Source organism: Thalassotalea marina (assembly GCF_014656435.1).
Taxonomy (GTDB): Bacteria; Pseudomonadota; Gammaproteobacteria; order Enterobacterales; family Alteromonadaceae; genus Thalassotalea_C; species Thalassotalea_C marina.
The window spans coordinates 21,297-39,771 of sequence record NZ_BNCK01000004.1 but is presented as its reverse complement, the minus strand read 5'-3'; the positions used below and the strand labels follow the sequence as shown (position 1 = coordinate 39,771).

The window sequence follows — 18,475 nt, the reverse complement described above, 5'->3', positions numbered from 1 at the left end:
TTAACTTGTATTTATAAAGACTTACCATACTATCAATTAAGTTTTACTTGAACATGACGGTAAGATAAACGTCTTATGACATTAATATGTACAAGTGCTATTAAGTGCAAAAAGGATAGTTAGATGCCCAAAGTTGGTATGGAAAAAATTAGAAAACAACAACTGATAGAAGCAACGCTAGCCTCAATCGAAGAGCATGGCTTGCAAGGAACAACCATCGTTAGCATTGCAAAGCTCGCCGGTGTTTCTACAGGTATTATTTCTCACTATTTTGGTGGTAAAACTGGCTTACTTAAAGAAACTACCCTGTATTTGTTGGCGCAGTTAAAAATAGATTTCCTCGCGCAGTTTAAAGACAAAAAACCCAGTGCTAACCAACGTATCAGTTATATTATCAACGCAAATTTTACCAGTACACAAAGCAGCAATAAGGCGGCAGTGGCTTGGCTGTCCTTTTGGGTACAGTCAATGCACAGTGATGAATTTAGAAAACTACAAAAATTAAATCATGCTCGTTTGGCTAGCAATTTAAAGTTTTCCCTCAAGCAGTTAATTAAATATGAACATCTTGATATGGTGACTCAAATTCTCGCAGCCCAAATTGACGGTCAATGGTTGCGTTGCGCACTTGCGCATTCTTCAGAAGAAAAATTTAAACAGGCTGGCATATATTGCCAACAATTGGCAGACGACCTAATTGAGCGCTACAAGTACTAAGATTTATGTCATTGGTAATAAGTGTCATTTAACTGTCTTAATTTGAAGCTAAAATGTCGTGTTTTTAAAAAAGTACATATTTTAAGATGCGGTTGTTGATATCTGTTGGAATTTTACTGTTTATCGTTGTTGGTATTTTTTTATGTTGGCGATATAGAAAAGTAAAATTGTCAGGAGATACGCCCAGCTCATCTGCGGTACTCGTTGCAATTTTGTTTACTTCGGGATTGGACAGTGGCTTTATTCTGATGCCATTAGTCGAATTTCCTAGCTATCAAAGCGACCCCAGCTATGGGTTTGTCAATCCACTTGCCATCGAGCTTGGCTTTTGGGGATTAACCGCCTGGTTTTTATATTTTGTTTCTACGCTATATTTTTTAACCTTAGAGCCAAAGTTACAATTGTTTAAACGCCCTTCTATTCGTTTAGTCAACAGCTTAGTTGTGTTGATGACCTGTGCATTTACCCTGTCGTTATTTTTACAACTAATTCCACAGTACACAGATTATTTCTTGACTGAAATTAGCGAGTTAGTTTTATTTGCTTTGCTCTTTTTCATGATCATATTTGCTTTATTAGTCAGTACTAAAGTCCGCTTTATGACCCGATTAAGTCAAGTTAGTGTATTGTTATTCTGCGCACTAATATTGGTGATCGGGATAACAAATGACTTTTCAAGCCAAGATCTAGTCACAAGTTTGGCAGCAACCAGAGGTTACTTAGCAAACTTTCATCAGTTTATTTTGCCCTTTAATGACTATCATGAATTTTATTTAGCATGGTGGTTAACCTGGACTATTTTATTAGGGCAATTTGTCGCTAAATTTGTTAATCAAATGTCGCCCTTCAAACTACTTTTAACCATGGTATTAATACCTTTGATACCAACAGCTATTTGGTTTAGCGTTTTATATCATCACTTTATCATTCAAGCAGTTATGTCGCCGGTTATTGCTATAACCATGGTATTACTGGCGCTGCTGTTTGTTGTTAATTCGTTAGATTTTATGGTGGCGCACTATAGCCAATCGTTATCCATCGATCGCAAGCGCTTAGGTATGAAAAAATTTGTCCTGTTTAACTCCATACTACTGTTAATGTTAACGGCCATGTTTAAAGAACAATGGTTGTTTATCCAATGGACTGCATTGCTGGTAATTTTAATTGCCCTGTTAGGTCTTTTGGAGTTTTTAACGACAACTCGATTAAAACAACTGCATCTGCACATCAACAATTTTGTCAAAGTTGGTGTCGATAAACGGTAGGATAGCATCAGCAACTGATTTAAGCTGACGTTCAACATATAAATCGTAATCTAATGGTGCGTTGACATAGCCTTTGGCTTGAGGCCCAGACGTTGTTAAATAGTATTCAACAGTACCTCTGTTTTGAAACTTTAAAGGTTTACCGGCTTTTTTATTTTGTTCATCCGCTAAGCGAGCCGCTTTAATGTGTGGAGGCACGTTTTTTACATATTGCTCTAGTTTTCTTCGAATACGTTTGCGGTACACTAATTGGTCGTCAAGCTCCCCATTGCGAGTTTGTTTAACCACTTGTTGGATGTATTCTTCAACGGGTTGCTGTGCAAATACTTTTTGATAAAGCTCACGTTGAAAGTTTTTTGCTAGTTGTGTCCAATCTGTTCTGACACTTTCCAGCCCCTTAAACACCAGCTGCTGCTGACCATTTTTATTGACTAAGCCTGCGTAGCGCTTTTTTGTTCCAACATCAGCACCACGTATGGTTGGCATAAAGAACTGTAAAAAGTGGGTTTCAAATTCGAGCTCTAATTCACTTTCTATGGCAAAGCGAGCTTTTAACGTTTGCTGCCATTTTTCATTGATATAGCTAGCCAGAGTTTTACCTAAAGCGTTGCACTCTTTTTCAGATAAATCATCACCAACGTGCACAAAAATAGAGTCAGTATCACCATAAATGACTTGATAACCCTTATCTTCTATCCAATCTTTGGTGGTATTAAGTAACTCGTGCCCCCTTTTCGTAATTGAACCTGATAAACGTGGGTCAAAGAAACGACAGCCGGTAGAGCCTAATACACCATAAAAAGAATTCATGATAATTTTAATTGCTTGCGACAATGCAGCATTATTGTCTATTTTGGCTTTATCACGTTCACGCCACAACTGGTTGATAATATCGGGAAGAAAGTGTTTATCTCTTGAAAAATAAGCACCATCAAAACCTTCAATTGCATTACTTTTATCACGCAGCCCTTCAACCATACCCATTGGATCAATATTGAACGAGCGAATAATACTGGGATATAGGCTTTTAAAATCCAGTACTAGTACGTTTTTGTATAAACCTGGAATTGATTCCATTACAAAGCCGCCAGGTGATACTAAGCCTTTCATACCGTCACCCAAGTTTGGAGCGACATAACCTGCACGGTGTAATTTGGGTAAATAAAGATTAGTAAACGCCGCTACTGAACCGCCGACTCTATCAAGGCTCAGCCCTGTGAGTTCAGCTCGTAACATGGCAAACTCTAACATTTGTGTTTTTTCAAAAATTAATGTGACTAAGCGACAATCTTGCAGGTTATAGGCTGCAAGCGCTAATTTGTCATGGGTAAAGTTATCGAGGATCTCTTTTATTCGATTGTCAGCATCATCAACTTTTTTATGTAACCCTAATAATTCACTCGAGACATTCTCCAATGAAAAGCTATCAAAGTTATAAGTGGCCGTTTTTAACACATCAATACCATCTATTACCACACGACCACTAATATCAATAAAGTGCTGTTCACTGGTACGTTGTTTACGCCACCTTGGTGGACGTTTGTCTCGACCAATGACAAATTCGATATGGTGTAACTGACAGCGTTTTTGCAATAAATTAAAGTCAAACTGCACCACATTCCACCCGATGATGACATCGGGATCGTAGACATTGAGCCAATCAATTAAAGAATGTAACAAGTGTTTTTCATCGCGACACCAAATCACTTGTTCAAGGGTAATATCTATTTCGTCTTGTTTTAATTTTTCAGAGCTAGTGACACTTTCATCACCTATCATAAAGACAGTTTTGACCTGTTGCCCTTTAAGTTCATGTGAATATAAGCCAACAGAAAACAGCTCTCCTTGCAGTGAACATTCAAGATCCAATGACACCATAGACAAGGAAACCTGGTGAACATCTTTGTCAACACTGCGGCACTTCTTCGCGACATAATGTGGATGAATTGCATCTTCGTCTATCACGTATTCAATACTAAATTCAGCACTTGCCGTGACAAAGCGTTCCATTAAAAAACGATCTTCAGGTCGAAAATCATCTTCGTAGCATTTAATTTTATGATCTTTTAAACACTCACGAGCTCGATAATAATCACGCAATAAATCAAAATAAAGCGCTGTAACAGGCTGTTGAGCGAAGGTTTTTAAGTTAAGCGCATTGACTTTAGCCAGACGTATACCTTCATTTTCTATCAGGGCTATCGCCTGCTCACTGTCATTAGACTCAACAAAAAACACCGCCTTTTCGTCGTACACTGTGATTTGTTTGGCACCGTCAGGGGTTTTCAACCAATAATGCAGCACAATACCTTTTCTGGTATCAATGGCTTGGCGCGTTAATATAAACCCGGTAATGCTATGCACGACTATTTACTTAACCTCATTAAAAAATAAATAACAAAAACCAATACAAACTGGTAATATATACAGCATTGTAAAAGAAAAAGCGGTGATTAGAAACCGCCAATTAGCCTTGCCCATGCTTTCTGAAAAACTAAAACAAGCTATTCGCACCGCTTACCGTGCTATTGGCGAAAACCTAGAAAACTTTAATCCCCGTAAACAGCAAACGTTTTTAATTGCCGAAATAGCGAAAACCTTGGCCGGTGATTATGACAAAACGCGTAAAATCATTGCTATTGAAGCAGGCACTGGCACGGGTAAATCATTAGCCTATTCACTAGGCACCATTCCATTGGCTGTCGCCAAACAAAAGAAAGTGTGTATTTCAACGGCAACAGTTGCATTACAAGAACAATTGGTCGACAAAGACTTACCTTTTTTAAAAAAGTACAGTGGCCTTAATTTTGAATTTACCTTAGTAAAAGGTCGTCAGCGATATGTTTGTGCCTATAAGCTAGCGACAGCGGTAAACGCACAAGATACTCCACAGGCAGGTTTTACTTTTGCCGAAAAACCAAGTGATTATGATTTAAAATTATTAAAGCACCTGCATGAAGCGTTAAAAGAAAACCGTTGGCAAGGCGATAGAGACTCTTGGGCTGACCCCATTCCCAATCATATTTGGCAAATGATTCAATCGGATAAACACAGCTGTTTAAAGCATTTAGCCGATCATACGCATTGCCCTTTTCATAAAGCTAGAGAAACCATGGACAAAGCTGATGTGTTGGTAATCAACCACAGTTTGTTATTGGCCGATTTGGAAATGGGCGGTGGTAAAATATTGCCCGAACCAGATGATACTTTCTACGTAATTGATGAAGCACATCACCTTCCAAAAGTAACGCGTGACCACGCGAGTGCCGCAGTAACAGTGAAAGGCGCACTAGAATGGCTAGAAACGCTAAAAGCTGTTGGTGATAAAATGTCTAAGCTCATTAAGTCCAATAGTGCGATATCACCTGCGTTAAAACTTGCCGATGATGCCACTGACTTGATCACAGATTTAAACAAAGTTTTAGGCTTTATCGAAGCAAATAAAAACGTATATTTTAAAGCGCCTGACAACGCTTCATTTGGTAAAAAAAATGACGACAGTGCTATTTTTCGTTTTGAACATGGAGTACTGCCTAAGGAAATAAAATTTCCTGCTGAAGATTTAACTGAATTAAGTAAAAAGTGTTTAAACCACGGCAATAAGCTATATATGCTGCTGATGGAAGCCGTTAAAGACGGTGAAGTGGCTAATTATTTAGCAGAGCCTGTGCTGGCCGAATATGGTTTTTTACACCAACGTTTGGAAAATTTTCATAATTTATGGGCCATGTATGACAAAACAGATAGCGAAAAAGGCGCACCACTGGCGCGTTGGATGGAGCTATTACAAGGTAAACGTCAAGATTATTTATTGTCAGCTTCACCTATAGAAGTAGGTTTCACTTTAGAAGATAACTTATGGTCAAAATGTGAAGGTGCGGTTTTGTGCTCAGCAACAATTATGGCATTAAATTCCTTTGATCATTTTCGACGTCAAGTTGGCTTAAGCAATAATGACGGCACGCAATACCAACATGTAACATCCCCTTTTAATTATCGGGAAAATGCTGAGCTTGAAATATTTGACGCGCAATTTGAGCCAAGTGACCAACGTTTTACTGACGAACTTATTAAAGTATTGCCTGCACTTATTAAACGAGATAAAGCGACTTTGGTGCTATTTTCATCCTATTGGCAAATGGAAACAGTTGCACAAGCATTGCGCGAAAAACACAAGATGTCGATTCAGGTACAAGGTGAACAATCGCGCCAGCATATAATTGAAAATCATAAAAAACGTTGTGATAACGGCGTAGCTAGTGTGTTGTTTGGTACTCAAAGTTTTTCAGAGGGTTTAGATTTACCTGGTAAGTATTTAACCAATTTGCTGATCACAAAATTACCTTTTTCTGTGCCTACCAGCCCTGTTGAAGAAGCTCAAGCAGAATATATCACCGCAAAAGGTGGTAACCCCTTTATGTCGATCAGTGTGCCGGAAGCATCCAAAAAATTGGTGCAAGCTACAGGTCGTTTACTACGCAATGAAAAAGATACTGGCAAAATTACCATTTTAGATAAACGTTTAAAAACCAAACGTTATGGGCAAGAATTATTAGATTCATTACCGCCATATAAACGTGTGCGTTAATTTGAATTTTGCCGAAGCTGCTCGATAGGTAAAGGGCCTATTTCTTTTATTGCTTCTTCTAACGCTAGCGTTACTTTGGGTAGTAAGTCTTGATGTTTTTGGTGCAGATAATGATAGGCTTCAATTTTTAGTAGCTCTACCTTTGGATAGGTGTTTTGCTCAATGAAAGAGTAATTTCCAAAATCAGGACTATCAATAGAAATGATGTAATCAATACGCTTTTTATGAAGTAGCTCCGCTAATACCTCACCATTTTTCACGTGGTATAAACGAGCAGCTTTATCTTTCATATAATAGGTACTTGCGTTTGAACCACTGACTACACCAACCGTAACATTACGCGTCATCAAAACTTCTCGAGTACATTTAACACCATGTTGGCAATACATTGATAACTCGCCTCGAGATAATGGCACTGGCACGCGCTTAAAATGAGGAAATGACAATTCGGCTAACGATACTCTAATGGTTAAACCATCAACATACCCTTTTTCAGCTTCCACCCCTTCTCTACCTGTTGGAATAAGCTCAAAATCAACATCAAAGCCAATTTTCTCATAGGTTCTAACAATATAGTGCTTGTACCAAGCAATAATTTGCCCTTCATCTGCCACACTGAATAACAATGTTTCATTCCTTTGAGTTGCTTGCTCAGCACCGGCTTGATTAATCAGCATGGCAAACACGATAAACATACAACGTTTCACAGAAAATTATCCTTAATTTTAAAGCCCATATAGCCAGTATAGACTTAAAAATTTTAGCTACCTTGATATCACTTAAATAGTTTTAACCTAAACATCCACAGACTAAACAAATTAACGTTTTTAATAACGAAAAAAACCAGAGCATAGCTCTGGTTTCGCGCTTGAAAGGAATTGGCTTATTTACGCGTATCCGCGTGCTTGGTTTTTGTTATAAATCACCTCCTGCGTTTTAAATTATTTACTATGACTAGTAGTTGCTAACAGTTTGTTGGTTGGATTGAAAACCTTTGTTTTGCTCGAGTTTAATCACCACACGGCGGTCATAGAAACTCGCTTGATGTTCGTTGTTTGCTACAACGGGAGCATTTTCACCGTATGCATTCAAATTAATTCTGTCTGCATCAATCCCACGGTTAATAAGTTCGCTTTTCACTGAATTTACTCTAGCTAATGAAAGTGCTTGGTTAAGCTCTTCGCTTCCTTGCAAATCTGTATAGCCTGATAAGTTAATATTCAGTTTGGGCGACATGGCGAGCATTTTGGCTAAAGCGTCAATTTGGTCACTGTAATGTGGCTTAATTTCACTTGAACCGGTTGAAAACTGTAAACTCATTAATAAGTTCTCCGCTTGCATTTGCGAAGTGCTATCTTGAGTTTGTTGCAAAGCTAACAATTCTTGTTGATAAGCTTGCTCTGCATCCTGTAATTTTTGTTGGTAAGTTGCTAATGCTGTTTGGTAGCTATTTTGTTCTTCAACTAATTTCGCCGCTAAACTGGTCTTTTGTTGGTTAACACTGTGTTGGTTACCCACCAGTACCCCAACTGCGCTTGTCACGATAGCGCCAAGAGGTCCGGCAACAATGGCGCCTATAACAGCCCCTGTACCAAAACCTATGTTTTCACTTTTCTTTTGTGCAGCTTTAACTTCTTCTGGTGTCATATCTGCATAATCTTTGGCGATAACAGGCGCAGTAGCTAAAGTGGCAGCGATGATGCTAGCTGTTAACAAAGTAGTTGATTTAGTGCTTTTAACTTGTTTCATGAAATTGTCCTTGTTTGGAGTGTCTTGTTCGTTTTGTTGAGCTTATTAAAACAAGTTAATCTGGCAGTATTTGGGAACAAAAAAGGCAATGTGCTGAGCAAATGTGGCAACAATATGGCAATTTGCACAATTTCGCGCATTTCATAAAAAAGTTGTATATAGTGCCCAGTAATTAAGAACATGATGGAAAATAAACTGGTGAAGCATATTGCCATTGTTGAGGACGAAGCGGCTATCCGAGAAAATTACGCAGAAGTACTCCGTGCTCAAGGATATCACGTACAAACATACGCCAATCGCGCCTCTGCCACACAGGCATTCGACATTCGTTTGCCACATTTAGTGATATTAGATATAGGCTTAGAGCAGGAATATGACGGGGGCTTTACCTTGTGTCAGTGGCTGAGAAATCTTTCGCCAACCTTACCTATCATATTTTTGACCGCTAGAGATAACGACGTAGATACAGTATCGGGTTTACGTATAGGCGCTGATGATTATTTAACAAAAGACATTAGCCTGCCTCACTTAACCGCTAGAATTGCCGCGTTGTTTAGACGTCAAGATGCCATGAAAAAGCCCCAGCAAGAAGACCATATTTTGTCTGCGGGACCTCTTGCTATTGACAGCCAGCGCATGACCATTAACTGGCAACAAAAAACGGTTGAACTGACCATTACTGAATTTTGGATGGTATATGCACTTGCAAAGAACCCTGGCCATGTAAAAAATCGCCAACAATTAATGCAAGACTCTAAAATCTATGTCGATGACAGTACCATTACCTCGCATGTTAAAAGGATCAGAAAAAAGTTTTGCCAAATAGACCCAAGTTTTGACTGCATTGAAACTGTCTACGGCATGGGATATCGCTGGAATCCGAGTCAGCAGGAAAATTAATTCAATGGCATTTCGATTTGGCCTTCGCAGCAAGCTGCTATTACTGTCGAGCTTTTTAGTCACCATTCCATGGTTCGGCTATCAATACGTTTGGGAAATGGAAAAGTACCTTAGATTTGGTCAAGAGCAAACAATCATTGGTACTGCTAGAGCCTTAGCGACGGCATTACATGAACGCCCTAACTTATTTAATAATCAGGCAAGTTTTTTACCCAGTGTTGAAAAAGGCAAAGACCTATACGGTTATCAACTTTCGCAACCAATTAATCTTGATGGTAAATATCAAGATTGGCCAGACTTTTTAACCAAAGCACACTATTACGGCATTCAAAATGTATTACCTTCGATAGTCACTGATCGTGACTCTTTATCTGTAAACTTTACCGCCGCAGTTGGCAAATACGACAAGTTCCTTTATTTTTTCATCAGTGTAGTTGATGACAAACTAATTTATCGTGATGCCAATGCACTAAGCATTGTTAACAATGACCGTTTAGAACTTGCTTTTACCAGTCCAAATGGTGAATTTCTTAGGTTTATGCTTAGTAACAAAGCAGATGGTTGGCTAGATGCGTTTCAAATAAATACCGCGTCGTTGCAACCAAAAGTATCGCCTTTTATTCAAGGACGATGGCTAGCTAACAACCAAGGCTATAATGTTGAATTTAGAATTCCATTGTCTCGTATTAGCGATAACCTCGCCTTTGCGGTGCACGATGTTGACCAACCACTAGGCGAAACATTAACGACCATCGCAAGTGCAGATCCTAGTACACAAGAAACCTTGGGGACTATTTTAGTCCCTTCACCTGAAATTGAACGCATCGTTAAAGGCATGAGCTACACCAATTCTAGTATTTGGGTTGTCGATCAACACAATCGCATGTTAGCACGCGCAGGAGATATTAAAAAAGCCAATGGCATGTGGGATAAAAACCTTAAACAAGAAGAAAACACTTGGCATAGCCAACTTAAAAAATGGTTAAAACCGCTGTTTGATAACTTACTAACACAGCCACCTAAAGACTTTGTTGATCATTTATACGATGCACAAAATTTAACAGGCGCACATATTGAATCAGCGTTGGCTGGAAATCCCATGTCACAATGGCGACTAACCTCTGACAATAAAGCCGTCATATTGACCGCAGCCTACCCGATTTACATCGACAACCAAGTTAAAGGTGCCGTGATCGTAGAAGAGACTAATAATGGTATTCGCACTGTGCGTAACCAAGCATTAGAGAAACTGTTTACCAGCATACTTGCCATTATGTTGTTTGGTATATTAGCGTTTTTCTTCTTCGCCAGCCGTATCTCTACTCGTATTCGAACACTGCGAAACCAAGCAGAACACGCTATTGACGAACACGGCAGAATTAATGAACTGATGCCAGCGTCAACAACTAACGACGAAATTGGCGATTTATCACGAAGCTTTTCTACTGCTGTTAGTCGGTTAAGTCAGTACAACCATTATTTAGAAAATATGTCTTCACGATTATCTCACGAACTTAGAACGCCTATTGCTGTTGTAAGAACATCGTTAGAAAACCTATCTTTACAACCATTGCCTGAATCTACCACCACCACAGTTGAGCGCGCGCAAAGTGGTTTACATCGATTAAATTTAATTTTAACCAATATGTCAGAAGCGACTCGTTTAGAGCAAATGTTAAAAAGTACAGACAAAGTAGAATTTGACATGGTTAAAGTGGTATCGGGTTGTTTGCAAGGCTACCGACAAATATACCCTGATTTTATTTTAAAGTTTGCTTGTAGTGACGAAAGCATAAAATTGAAGGGCTCACCTGAACACATAGCACAGCTATTGGACAAGGTGATTTCCAATGCAGTGGAATTTAGTCAAGATAAACACATCAGTGTTTCATTGGAGAAGAAGCAACAAACGTTGTTTCTGCACGTTAGTAACAATGGAATTTATTTGCCAGAGGAAATGCACGAGCGTTTGTTTGATTCAATGGTTTCCATTCGCGATAGTTATCACGATAACCCTGAAGATAAACGTCCACACTTGGGATTAGGTTTGTATATCGCTAGGCTGATTTGCGAGTTTCATAAAGGTGCTATTTCAGCTGCAAACCACCATAACCCAAAAGGTGTTACAGTAACGGTTAAATTACCGTTACTGTAATACTCATTTACTCAATACCTAAGTATTTGTGAACTTGTACAGATAAACGCCAGTTATTTTCTATACAGGTGGCGATTGCGAGCTCGGTAGCACGCGTTTTTTGGCTGATCGGTTGTAAATATACTGGCTTATGTTCCACTTGATGCTGTTTTAACAGTCTTTTCAGATCGTCAACATGAGCCTCTGTCGCTACCGGATGTTTAATTTCATCGGCTCTTTGCATTGCAGAACTTAAAATGTCGTAACCGCCCTTCATATTAACTTTTGGCGACACGGTAACCCAACAAGCGTCTGTAGTTCTGATCTCAAAAGTGCCTGATGTCTCAATTTGGCAACTAAAACCACTCGCTTCTAATGCTTGGCAAAGTGGCGTTAAATCTTCCATACAAGGCTCACCACCAGTGATCACTACGTGTTTTGCTTTATAGCCTTCGTTATTAAAAGTCGACAAGATATCGTCAATAGACATGGTCGCCCATGTTGTAGATTCTTGTGGTTTATTGACCATATCAGGCGTAGGCACTTGATCTTTCACATCAATTTCCCACGTGTGTTTAGTATCACACCAAGAACAACCCACAGGACACCCTTGCAAACGTAAAAATATTGAAGGCTGGCCAGTAAAACTGCCTTCACCTTGAATAGTTTCAAATAACTCATTAATTTTGTAGGAAACGTTCATAAACCTGCTAGAAACTGCCTATTTATCCAGTGCTGGAATTAAAGTAAAATGCCAAAGTTTTCTATTATACCCCAGTGAGCAAAAAATATGAGCAATAAAGTCGTTGTTATTTACTCTGGCGGCATGGATTCATTTACCGTGCTAAATCGAGCAGTAAAAGATGGCAAACAAGTGTACGCGCTATCTTTCGATTATGGTCAGCGCCACGTTAAAGAACTCGACTGCGCAGCAGCCGTATGCAAAAGTTTGAACATACCGCATAAAATTATTGATATTACAGCAATTAATCAATTATTAGCGGGTTCATCTCTGACTGACGATATCGACATTCCAGAAGGCCATTATGAAGAAGAGAGCATGAAATCGACGGTTGTTCCTAACCGTAATATGATTTTGTTATCACTTGCTGTTGGCTATGCAGTTTCAGTGGAGGCAAGCCAAGTTTATTATGGCGCTCACTCAGGTGATCATGCAATTTATCCAGACTGTCGCCCTGAGTTTGTTGAAAAAATGAATGATGTTTGCCAAATCGCCAACTACCAACCCGTGGAAATTTTTAGCCCCTACTTAACGGTAACTAAAACTGATATTTTAACCGACGGCCTTAAAATGGGTTTAGATTACAGCCAAACTTGGACATGTTACAACGGCAGAGAAAAAGCCTGTGGTAAATGTGGTGCGTGTGACGAGAGACTCGAAGCTTTTCGTGACAATAATGCAACCGACCCGCTTGATTACGAATAATCTATGAACCACAGCTAGACATATCCATTAGGTTTCTAGTCTCAACAATTTATAAAAAGTTGAGGTTATTTATCAACTTCACGGAAAAATAAAAACTAACTGATATACTTTTTAAAATAAAGTCACAGTTAGTTTTTATATTATGCTCAAAAACGTATTATTCATTGTTGGGATAGTGTTAATAGTTTCTGCCTGCGGTAAGCAAGATAAAGTAAAACCAGAAGACGCAGCGATTAACTTTTTTTCTGCTATTTATAACGATAAAAATATAGAAAAAGCGCGTAGCTTCGCTTCAGATGATCTAAAGAAAGAGCTTGCAAAGTACAAAAGTGCCAAGCATTTTGCTCGTCAATACTTATTCTTATCATTCGACAAAGTCACCATTAACTCTGCACTAGGCGATAAAGTTATGCGCTCAGAGTTTTATTCAAGTGGCACTCTCACAGTTTTATTTGACGGTTTTTATAACGATAAGCGTGTTAAAGAAATAAGAAAAGTACACTTAGTTAATGTGGCTGATAAGTGGTATATCGATAAAATTTACGATGACAAGATGTATAGCAATGACCGCTAATTTGGCCATTGCTACTATTATTACTAGGCAAATAAGCTGGTATGTAATTTCTCTACCGCTTCATTAGCTTGATTTTCATTCACTAAGAAACATAAGTTATGTTCGCTGGCACCATGACAAATCATGCGAACATTAACGCCAGATAGCGCGTCAAAAATACTTGTTCCAACACCATTAGTTTTATGGATTTTGTTGCCAACCACAGCAACTAACGATAAACCGTGTTCAACAGATACTTCACAAAGCTGTTCAAGCTCCTGTACTACCGTTGAGTTTAACAAGGCTTGAGTTGATCCGGTTGGATTATCAAACGTCATTGCGACACTGATTTCACTGGTGGTAATTAAATCAACACTCAATTCATGTTTAGCCAGTACAGCAAATACTTTCGCTAAAAAGCCACTAGCGTGCAACATTGCAGGGCTTCTAACCGTTACTAAGGTTTGCTCTCTTCTTAATGCAATTGCACGATAAGTTGGCGCTGATTCCACCGATTTTTGGATCAGAGTACCGCCCTTTTCAGGCTCCTTGCTTGAACCAACAAACACTGGAATATTTTGTCTCATCGCTGGAATTAACGTTGCGGGGTGCAGGATCTTCGCACCAAAGGTTGCCATTTCCGCAGCTTCACCAAAGCTAATTTCTTTAATCGAACGAGCCTGATCAGTAATACGAGGATCTGTGGTAAAAATGCCAACAACATCTGTCCAAATCGCTAAACTATTAGCATCAAGCGCTTCAGCTAATAAAGCTGCACTGTAATCAGAACCACCACGACCTAACGTTGTTGTTTGTTCAGCGTCGTTCTGTCCAATGAAGCCTTGTGTCACGATAACACAATCAGCCAGTTTATCTTTTAACAAGGTGTTACATTGCACTTTCAATTTTTCAATATTAACAACCGCTTTGCCAAACAAGTCGTTTGTTTTCATGACTTGTCTTACATCAAAATACTGCGCGTTAACCCCAATAGAGTTAAGTACCTGCACAAATAATCTTGAACTTAACTGTTCACCAAATGCAAGAATTGAATCTGCAATACGTGAACTATGGTTTAATGCCTGAGCTTCTGCATATGCAGCAAGCTCTTCAAGTAACTGCTCTACCGTAGCATTTAACTCACTTTCCTGTTCAAGCTGTGCAGTAATTCGATACTGGATTTGACGAATTTGCTCGATAATTTCTGCTTGCTCTGTTGCTGATACATCAGCTTGTGCCAAACGTACTAAAAAGTTAGTCACACCTGCACTTGCAGAAACAACAACCACTCGGTTGCTTGAATCATTTTTAATAATCTGAGCACAACGCAGCATTGCAGGATGGTCGGCAACACTAGTGCCACCAAACTTTGAAACAGTTAAAGTTGGTAAAGTCATATTAACGCCTCACGTTGATAGAAATCGCTTGGCAAAAGCTTAATTGAAAACATTGAAAAGTTCTCCCTAATTGTCGATTCTACGACAAACAAAACACAAGGAAGAGCATGACTGAAAAGCAATAGTTTGAATTGACAACAATTATTTCCAGCCAGAAGCTCTCCACCATATCTGCTCAACACAAGTAAGCAGAGGTGACAGCCCTAAGGATTCAACCTTAGTGACCGAACAAACTTGTGCCACACACAAATTGTCCTCGGCGGTAGTCCCCCTCATTAACAGTCGTAGGAATTGTGGTTCCTCTTGTCAACTACCTGGCTACCGCACCTCTTCTGGTACATCAAAATTGAGTATTTAGTCTAATCTTGATGAAAGCGTATTTAACGTTATATCAATTAAAAATACAAGCGTTGCGATAAAATTATTTTTTCTCATCCACTTTCATAGACTTAGTTGATATTATTAATAGAAATAAATAACGAGTGTGACTTAATGGATTTATTTATCTTAAAAAAGATTATTGGCTTGTTACTGATGCCAATGAGTATTGTGATCGTATTGCTCATTTTTTCCCTATTAACCTTTAAAAAACATGAGGCAAAAAGTTTTAAATCCTTATTATTAGCCACCTTAATACTTGTTGTTTCCAGTATTCCCTGGGTAAGTGATCATCTGATGTTACCTCATGAAAATGACTATCCAGCATTTACCAAACAAAACCAGTTAGACTATATTGTAATTTTAGGATGTGGGCATACCACTGACACCGCTTGGCCTGCGACTTCTCAGTTAAAGCCATGCTCTTTACAACGCATGGTAGAAGGGCTTCGTATTTATCATTTACACCCAGAAGCTCAAATTATCACATCAGGCTCAGCGTTTAATAACGAAGAATCAAATGCCATCAAAGTTAAGCAAGCTTTAACAAGCTTAGGCGTGCCAGAGAGAAAAATATTTGTAGAGAGTTTTCCTAAAGATACAGAAGAGGAAGCCCAGTTAATTGCGCCAAGAGTCAGTGGTAAAAAGGTTGCACTGGTGACAAATGCAGATCATATGCCAAGAAGCGTAGCCTATTTTAAACGTGAAGGGGCAAATGTTATCGCAGCTCCCGCAAGCCCATGGGTAAAAGGCATTAACAATAATAAAGATTGGGGATATTACGTACCAACTGTGCAGGAACTGCAGCAAACGACAAATGCTTGGTATGAAACGCTAGGACAAATTATTCAGTGGGTAAAAAGCTTTTAGCTTTAACCATTTTACCCACTTATAGTATTAGGTTGGTTTAGTTACTATACCGGGTTATCGATATCAATAAACTTAGTGGTTATTGGTAACTCGTTTTGCAAATACTCAGCTAGTGCCTTTACGCCATATCTTTCTGTCGCGTGATGGCCTGCCGCATAAAAGTGGATGTCCATCTCGTGTGCGATATGGGTAGTTTGCTCAGACACCTCTCCAGAGATAAAAGCGTCAATCCCATGTTCTGCTGCCAATTCGATATAGTTTTGGCCACCACCACTGCACCAAGCAACAGTTTTTATCTCTTTGTTACTTGCAGGGGCAATGTGTAAGCTTTCTCGGCCTAGAGATTGGTCGATTCTGGCTTTTAACTCTGCAGCTGATAAAGCTTGCTCAAACTGCCCCCGCATAGAAACACTTAAAGCATTACCCACTTCTAATGGCTGTACATCATTTATTTGCCACATTTTGGCCAGTTGTGCATTATTTCCAAGTACAGGATGAATATCAATCGGCAGATGATAAGCGAATAAATTGATGTTGTTATCCATCAACGCTTTAATTCTTTTATATTTCATTCCACGAAGTACATACGACTCGTTTTTCCAAAAATAGCCATGGTGCACCACAATAGCATCAGCTTTTTCCACGATAGCTTGTTCAATCAATGCCTGTGTAGCGGTAACGCCAGTCACTATATGCTTTATTTCATCTGTGCCTTGCACTTGCAAGCCATTTGGGCAGTAATCTTTAATTAATTCTGGTTTTAATAATTCGTTTAAATAGCGTTCAAATTCTAAAGTTTTCATTGTAGCTCTATTATTTAGGTCGACGAGAAGAATGTATCGAAGACACATTAATTGGTGCCAATTTAGGTTTTAATTTCCATCGTGGCTTAATTGGTGTTAGTGGCAATACCCGTTTTTTTGCGATAATCACGTAGATTGAACCTAAGCTTGGAAACAATCGTTGCATGTATTGACGAGTGTGACGCGCAATGCTGTTTTGACTAATAGGCTTTGCAAGGCTGGAATGCATACACCTTTCGTCAGCTAATATTTCATACCCCATTAAATCTAACCAATCTTTCACACGCATGGGCGAAAAAAAGCGCTCATTCCATGGTGCCTGATTTTTTCGATAAGGAATAAAACTATTTAAGCCTGCTAAACTTATTGGGTTATAACCGGTAATAACTAGATATCCATTCGGAATTAACACACGATTCGCTTCACGGATCACATGATGAGGATCAAGACTGAATTCCAATACATGGCTTAATAAACAAACGTCAACACTATGTTCTAAAATGGGTAAGTCGTCAATTTCTGCATATATATTGGTGTTATGTTTATGATCAGCAATGGTGACATGGTTGGTTATCGTCGAAATAGACGTATCTAATGCCCCACTAAGAGCACCTATTTTTAGTAAATAATAACCAAAAAACTTGGGCCACCAAGGCGCGAGAATACTGCTAATTTCCTGAGCAATTAGCTCGCCATTGGGTAATCTATCCCATGAAGCTGGCGCATGAGGCTGTCTAAACGCTAAAGCTGGTTTCATATACCCTACACTGTTGCTAATTTGTCATTAATTAAGGCAAACGTTTATAAAAAAAAACGTTAAGGTTAAACTATGCAAGGATATTAGCATTTAGGTACACGTATGTCACAGGGTGCATAAGTAAAAGTCATATGAAAATAAAAGCGATAAAAGCCTTTAACGACAACTATATATGGGCACTGATAAACGAATCTAATAAAACCGTTACTTTAGTTGATCCTGGCGATGCCGAGGTTTGTTTAAAATTTTTAGCGGACAACCAGCTTTCATTAGTTAGTTTATTAATAACCCACAATCATTGGGATCATACTGAGGGCATCCCGGTACTTTCTCAGCATTGTGCTAAATTAGGTCATGCTTTAACCGTTTATGGGCCAAATACGCCAAAAATTCCAACGGTTACACATCCTGTTACTCAAGATGACATTGTTGAGTTAAGCCACCTAGATGTTTCACTTCAAGTGTTATCGTTACCCGGACATACACTAGACCACATTGGTTACTTAACTGATGACCTTCTTTTTTGCGGTGACACACTATTTTCAGCTGGATGTGGGCGTTTGTTCGATGGTACTTTAAAGCAAATGCATCAGTCATTAAATAAACTCAAACAGCTGCCAGGCACAACAAAAGTGTATTGCACTCACGAATATACCTTGGCAAACTTAAATTTTGCGCTGAGTGTTGAACCAAATAACAGGGCTATGGTCGATTATTACAATCAAGTAGTTACCTTACGACAACAAAATAAATCAACAATACCAACTAACATTGCACAAGAACTAAAAATTAACCCATTTTTACGATGTGGCGAAAATGAAATAAAACAAAGTGCCCAAGAATATGTTGGCCAACAATTATTAACCGAGCTGGAAGTATTTACTGCTATCCGATTATGGAAAGATAACTTTTAGCTG

Annotated in this window: 16 protein-coding genes and 1 riboswitch; of the genes, 9 read left to right on the top strand and 7 right to left on the bottom strand. The window is 38.9% G+C overall.

Translation table 11 applies throughout. The annotated features are described in order from the left end of the window. Positions 1-123 precede the first annotated feature (123 nt). Positions 124-717, top strand: coding sequence for a transcriptional regulator BetI (betI, locus tag IE199_RS09360; RefSeq protein ID WP_229854637.1), 594 nt, complete (start codon positions 124-126; stop codon positions 715-717). A gap of 86 nt (positions 718-803) precedes the next feature. After that, positions 804-1,982, top strand: coding sequence for a BCCT family transporter (locus IE199_RS09355; protein ID WP_189769645.1), 1,179 nt, complete (start codon positions 804-806; stop codon positions 1,980-1,982). Here the strand turns inward: IE199_RS09355 and IE199_RS09350 are convergent. Continuing rightward, a complete protein-coding gene (locus IE199_RS09350; RefSeq protein ID WP_189769643.1) occupies positions 1,923-4,346 on the bottom strand; it encodes a DNA polymerase II in 2,424 nt (807 codons plus the stop codon). The two genes, IE199_RS09355 and IE199_RS09350, sit on opposite strands and share 60 nt — an antisense overlap. A 115-nt stretch (positions 4,347-4,461) precedes the next feature. Between IE199_RS09350 and dinG the strand changes: the two genes are divergently transcribed. Beyond that, positions 4,462-6,570, top strand: coding sequence for an ATP-dependent DNA helicase DinG (gene dinG / locus IE199_RS09345; RefSeq protein ID WP_189770572.1), 2,109 nt, complete (start codon positions 4,462-4,464; stop codon positions 6,568-6,570). On the opposite strand, the gene IE199_RS09340 is transcribed toward dinG, so the two are convergent. Further along, on the bottom strand, positions 6,567-7,277 hold the full coding sequence (locus tag IE199_RS09340) for a transporter substrate-binding domain-containing protein (protein ID WP_189769641.1): 711 nt from the start codon (positions 7,275-7,277) through the stop codon (positions 6,567-6,569). The genes dinG and IE199_RS09340 overlap by 4 nt on opposite strands. A 247-nt stretch (positions 7,278-7,524) precedes the next feature. Then, positions 7,525-8,319, bottom strand: coding sequence for a sortase-associated OmpA-like protein PdsO (gene pdsO / locus IE199_RS09335; protein ID WP_189769639.1), 795 nt, complete (start codon positions 8,317-8,319; stop codon positions 7,525-7,527). A gap of 180 nt (positions 8,320-8,499) precedes the next feature. On the opposite strand from pdsO, the gene pdsR reads away from it, so the two are divergent. Then, positions 8,500-9,219 carry a proteobacterial dedicated sortase system response regulator gene (pdsR, locus tag IE199_RS09330; protein WP_229854635.1) on the top strand — a complete coding sequence of 240 codons (720 nt, stop codon included), beginning with the start codon at positions 8,500-8,502 and terminating at the stop codon, positions 9,217-9,219. 4 nt (positions 9,220-9,223) lie between these two features. After that, positions 9,224-11,374 carry a proteobacterial dedicated sortase system histidine kinase gene (pdsS, locus tag IE199_RS09325; RefSeq protein ID WP_189769637.1) on the top strand — a complete coding sequence of 717 codons (2,151 nt, stop codon included), beginning with the start codon at positions 9,224-9,226 and terminating at the stop codon, positions 11,372-11,374. 7 nt (positions 11,375-11,381) lie between these two features. Here pdsS and queE read toward each other — a convergent pair whose 3' ends face one another. Continuing rightward, positions 11,382-12,056 carry a 7-carboxy-7-deazaguanine synthase QueE gene (gene queE / locus IE199_RS09320; protein ID WP_189769636.1) on the bottom strand — a complete coding sequence of 225 codons (675 nt, stop codon included), beginning with the start codon at positions 12,054-12,056 and terminating at the stop codon, positions 11,382-11,384. An 87-nt stretch (positions 12,057-12,143) separates the two neighbouring features. Between queE and queC the strand changes: the two genes are divergently transcribed. Further along, on the top strand, positions 12,144-12,800 hold the full coding sequence (queC, locus tag IE199_RS09315) for a 7-cyano-7-deazaguanine synthase QueC (protein WP_189769634.1): 657 nt from the start codon (positions 12,144-12,146) through the stop codon (positions 12,798-12,800). A 142-nt stretch (positions 12,801-12,942) separates the two neighbouring features. Then, the gene (locus IE199_RS09310) at positions 12,943-13,374 is read left to right on the top strand and encodes a nuclear transport factor 2 family protein (protein WP_189769626.1); all 432 of its coding nucleotides are present in this window, start codon (positions 12,943-12,945) and stop codon (positions 13,372-13,374) included. 23 nt (positions 13,375-13,397) lie between these two features. On the opposite strand, the gene lysC is transcribed toward IE199_RS09310, so the two are convergent. Then, positions 13,398-14,750, bottom strand: a complete 1,353-nt coding sequence (gene lysC, locus IE199_RS09305) for a lysine-sensitive aspartokinase 3 (RefSeq protein ID WP_189769624.1) — start codon at positions 14,748-14,750, stop codon at positions 13,398-13,400. A gap of 147 nt (positions 14,751-14,897) precedes the next feature. Beyond that, positions 14,898-15,090, bottom strand: a riboswitch (Lysine riboswitch). Between the two features lie 152 nt (positions 15,091-15,242). Here lysC and IE199_RS09300 point away from each other — a divergent pair. Next, a complete protein-coding gene (locus tag IE199_RS09300; protein WP_189769622.1) occupies positions 15,243-15,998 on the top strand; it encodes an ElyC/SanA/YdcF family protein in 756 nt (251 codons plus the stop codon). Between the two features lie 44 nt (positions 15,999-16,042). On the opposite strand, the gene IE199_RS09295 is transcribed toward IE199_RS09300, so the two are convergent. Both IE199_RS09295 and IE199_RS09290 read right to left on the bottom strand, forming a co-directional pair. Next, positions 16,043-16,801, bottom strand: a complete 759-nt coding sequence (locus IE199_RS09295) for a Nif3-like dinuclear metal center hexameric protein (protein WP_189769615.1) — start codon at positions 16,799-16,801, stop codon at positions 16,043-16,045. A gap of 10 nt (positions 16,802-16,811) precedes the next feature. Further along, positions 16,812-17,558 carry a methyltransferase domain-containing protein gene (locus IE199_RS09290; RefSeq protein WP_189769605.1) on the bottom strand — a complete coding sequence of 249 codons (747 nt, stop codon included), beginning with the start codon at positions 17,556-17,558 and terminating at the stop codon, positions 16,812-16,814. Positions 17,559-17,689: 131 nt separating this feature from the next. On the opposite strand from IE199_RS09290, the gene gloB reads away from it, so the two are divergent. Further along, positions 17,690-18,472: a hydroxyacylglutathione hydrolase gene (gene gloB / locus IE199_RS09285; RefSeq protein ID WP_189769603.1), complete on the top strand. Its 783-nt coding sequence runs from the start codon at positions 17,690-17,692 to the stop codon at positions 18,470-18,472. Positions 18,473-18,475 lie beyond the last annotated feature (3 nt).